This is a genomic window from Microbacterium umsixpiens (assembly GCF_053543675.1).
Genome location: NZ_JBLVOH010000023.1, coordinates 47,652 through 50,737 on the forward strand (window position 1 = coordinate 47,652; position 3,086 = coordinate 50,737).

Genomic DNA, 3,086 nt, shown 5'->3' on the forward strand with positions numbered 1-3,086 from the left:
GGCGACCAGAGCGCCCACGGCCGTGTATCCGAGCAGGATGAGCGCGCCGAGCATCGGCGACACCAGCGGGGCGGCGGCGAGCAGCGTCTGTTCGGAGATCGCATCGGTCAGGAACGTGAAGCGCGTGAGCGACGCCGTCGCGCCGCCGGGCAGGTACGGGTAGAGGGCGTTGATTCCGGGGACGATCATGATCACGTTCTCGAGGAAGTAGAAGTACCCGAGCACGATGCCGATGGCGACGATCTGGTTGCGTGCGAGCGCACCGATCGCCACACCCAGCAGCACGTACACCGCAGAGGCGACCGCCAGCTTGCCGAGAGACTGGAGCAGGTCATCGACGCCGATCGCGAGAGGGACACCGCGCACAGCCGCGGCCGACACGAGGACGAGCCCCGTCGTGAGCGAGGACAGCACCCCGTAAACGAGGCCGACCAGCGCGAACACCACGAGCTTCGCGCCCAGCACCCGCCCGCGGCGCGGTACGGCCAGGAAGGTCGTCCCGATGGTGCGATGCCGATACTCGCCGGTCACGGCCACAGTGCCGATCAGCGCCGGGATGAACAGGGTGACGGTGGAGAGGCCGAGGATCAGGCCCGCACCCTCGGCGGTGTCGATGCCCGGCATGGGCGGGTTGGCGTTCTCCGGCCCGACGATCGCGAGCACCCCGGAGAGGAAGGCGGCGACCACGACGGCCGTGACCGCTGTCCACAGCAGCAACCGGGTCGAGGTGACGCGGATCAGCTCTCCGCGCAGCACGCTCACGCCGCCACCTCCTTGGTGATCTGCAGGAAGGCCGCCTCGAGCGACTCGCGCCCGGAGATCGTCTCGGCGAGCGTCCCGGACCAGCGGACGCGGCCCCGGTCGAGCACCACGACGTCGTCGACCGTGTGCTCGAGCTCGTTCAGCACGTGCGACGACAGCAGAACCGTCCCCCCGGCGTCGGCGAAGTCGCGGAGGAAGGAGCGGAGCCAGGCGATCCCCGCGGGGTCGAGTCCGTTGAGCGGCTCATCGAGCACGAGGATCTCGGGCTCTCCGAGGAGGGCGGTCGCCAGCCCGAGGCGCTGGCGCATCCCGGTCGAGAACGTCCCGATGCGTCGGTCGGCGTACTCGAGAGCGCCGACTTCGGCGAGAGCCTGCTCGACACGCGTCTTCGGCAGCCGACTGAGAGCGGCGTACGTGCGCAGGTGCGCGCGGGCGGTCATCCTCGGGTTCGCGCCGGCGATGTCGATCAGCGCACCCACCGTGCGCGCGGGCGCGTGCAGCGCTCGGTAGGGGACGCCGTCGATGAGCGCGGACCCGGCATCGGGGCGGGCCAGTCCGAGCAGCACCCGCAGTGTCGTCGACTTGCCCGCGCCGTTCGCACCGAGAAGACCCGTGATGCGACCTTTCTCGGCGGCGAAGTCGGCGTCGCACACCGCCTCGACCGTGCCGTAGCGCTTGGTCACACCCGTGACCTCGATGGCTGCCATATCTGATCCCTCCCCGTAAACTGACTACAGAACGAGAACATTATCACAGTGATAATAATGGAGGCGTCCCGTGACCCCAGAGACTTCGATCGCCGACGTCATCCTGCACCCCGTACGCATCCGCATCGTCCAGCAGCTCGGCGGACGCGACCTGACGACCGCCGAGCTCCGCGACGCGATCCCCGACGTGTCGCAGCCCACGCTCTACCGGCATGTCGCCGCCCTCATCGACGCCGGCGTCCTCGCCGTGGCGAAAGAGCGGAAAGTGCGGGGCACGACCGAGCGCACGCTCACCCTCGGCGACCGTATGGCGCACGTGCCGGAGGCCGAGCTGCAGGCGATGAGCGACCTGCAGCTCCGTTCCGCATTCCTCACGTTTCTCGGCGATCTCGCCGGCCGATTCGACCGCTTCGCCGACCAGGAGGCTCCGGGCGCGCGTGGCTTCCTCGGCTTCGGCTCCGTCCCGCTCTATGTGGACGAGGCCGCGCTGGAGCAACTGCAAGCCGGACTGGCCACGCTGATCGCTCCCTACACGACAGAGCAGGGCGAGGGGCGGCGCCGGGTCGGCCTCAGCATGATCGTCATTCCTGAGGACTGACCCCCCGACCGACCAGATCGCCCCGTCGCCGGCGGATCAGGACAGCTCCCGCCAAGAGGAGGAGTGCTCCGAGCGCGGCGTACAACGACGCGGAGGACCCGTCCAGCCCGGTCGCCGGCATCGCGCCGCCGTCACCGCCGCCGCCATCCGGAGTCGGATCCGGAGGCAGCACCGGGTACACGTTCGTGATCGCGGCGACCTGAGAGGTCGGCGGTTCGGCTCCCTCGCTCGCGGGCGTGGTGATCGTCACGCTGATCACACCGTCATTCGGGAGCACCAGGGAAGGTCGCCCGCCACTCCCGGATGCGCGGCATCAACAGTTGCCTCACGCAACTGAGCTGATATTGTCGAACTGTGGCGATCGACAGAGAGATCGAGAGCATCCGTGCCTCGCTCGTGCGGGTGGTGGCCGAATGGAGCCGCAACGACCTGCAGGCTTCGGTCGCCGCGGAGCTCGACGCCCCTCTGGATGCCACCGAGGTCCGCGCGCTGTACACGGTCGGTGCGGGCGGGGGCTCCCTCGGATTCAGCGAGCTCGCCGAACGAGCGTCTCTGTCACGCCCGACCGCTTCGAAGCTCGTCTCCCGCATGTCCGCCCAGGGGCTTTTCGATCGAATCCGCTCCGGGCGCACGGTCGTGGTCCGGCTGACGGATGACGGCATCGAATCATATGCGCGACTCGTGGCCGCTGGGCAGCAGATGGTGGGAGAGGCCCTCGCGGGCTGGACTCCGCACGAGATCGCGGACTTCCAGACCAGCCTCAGTCGTTTCGTCGTCGCGCTGCCGGGAGCGTCTCGAGCGACGGTCTCCCCCGTTCCACCCGACACCGTCCCATCAACTCAGGAGGAAACATGACACGCACCTACGTCATCACGGGCGCCGCATCCGGCATCGGCGCCGCCACTGCTCAGCTGCTCCGCGCGCAGGGACACACCGTCATCGGCGTGGACCTCGCCGGCGTCGAGGTCTCCGGCGACCTGTCGACCCCCGACGGCCGCCGGGCGGCGGCGGGAGCGGCC

Annotated in this window: 5 protein-coding genes; 2 read left to right on the plus strand and 3 right to left on the minus strand. The window is 69.3% G+C overall.

What is annotated here, in order from left to right; translation table 11 throughout:
• A partial coding sequence (locus ACNPM4_RS02310; protein WP_448984551.1) for an ABC transporter permease occupies positions 1-762 on the minus strand: 762 nt, incomplete at its 3' end.
• On the minus strand, positions 759-1,469 hold the full coding sequence (locus tag ACNPM4_RS02315; protein ID WP_105711450.1) for an ABC transporter ATP-binding protein: 711 nt from the start codon (positions 1,467-1,469) through the stop codon (positions 759-761). The genes ACNPM4_RS02310 and ACNPM4_RS02315, both read right to left, overlap by 4 nt.
• A 70-nt stretch (positions 1,470-1,539) precedes the next feature.
• On the opposite strand from ACNPM4_RS02315, the gene ACNPM4_RS02320 reads away from it, so the two are divergent.
• The gene (locus tag ACNPM4_RS02320) at positions 1,540-2,067 is read left to right on the plus strand and encodes a helix-turn-helix domain-containing protein (RefSeq protein WP_029264152.1); all 528 of its coding nucleotides are present in this window, start codon (positions 1,540-1,542) and stop codon (positions 2,065-2,067) included.
• Here the strand turns inward: ACNPM4_RS02320 and ACNPM4_RS02325 are convergent.
• On the minus strand, positions 2,051-2,317 hold the full coding sequence (locus tag ACNPM4_RS02325) for an LPXTG cell wall anchor domain-containing protein (RefSeq protein ID WP_372467798.1): 267 nt from the start codon (positions 2,315-2,317) through the stop codon (positions 2,051-2,053). The genes ACNPM4_RS02320 and ACNPM4_RS02325 overlap by 17 nt on opposite strands.
• 104 nt (positions 2,318-2,421) lie before the next feature.
• On the opposite strand from ACNPM4_RS02325, the gene ACNPM4_RS02330 reads away from it, so the two are divergent.
• Entirely contained in the window at positions 2,422-2,922 is a 501-nt protein-coding gene (locus tag ACNPM4_RS02330; RefSeq protein ID WP_448984552.1) for a MarR family winged helix-turn-helix transcriptional regulator, read from the plus strand.
• The last annotated feature ends 164 nt before the right edge of the window (positions 2,923-3,086 follow it).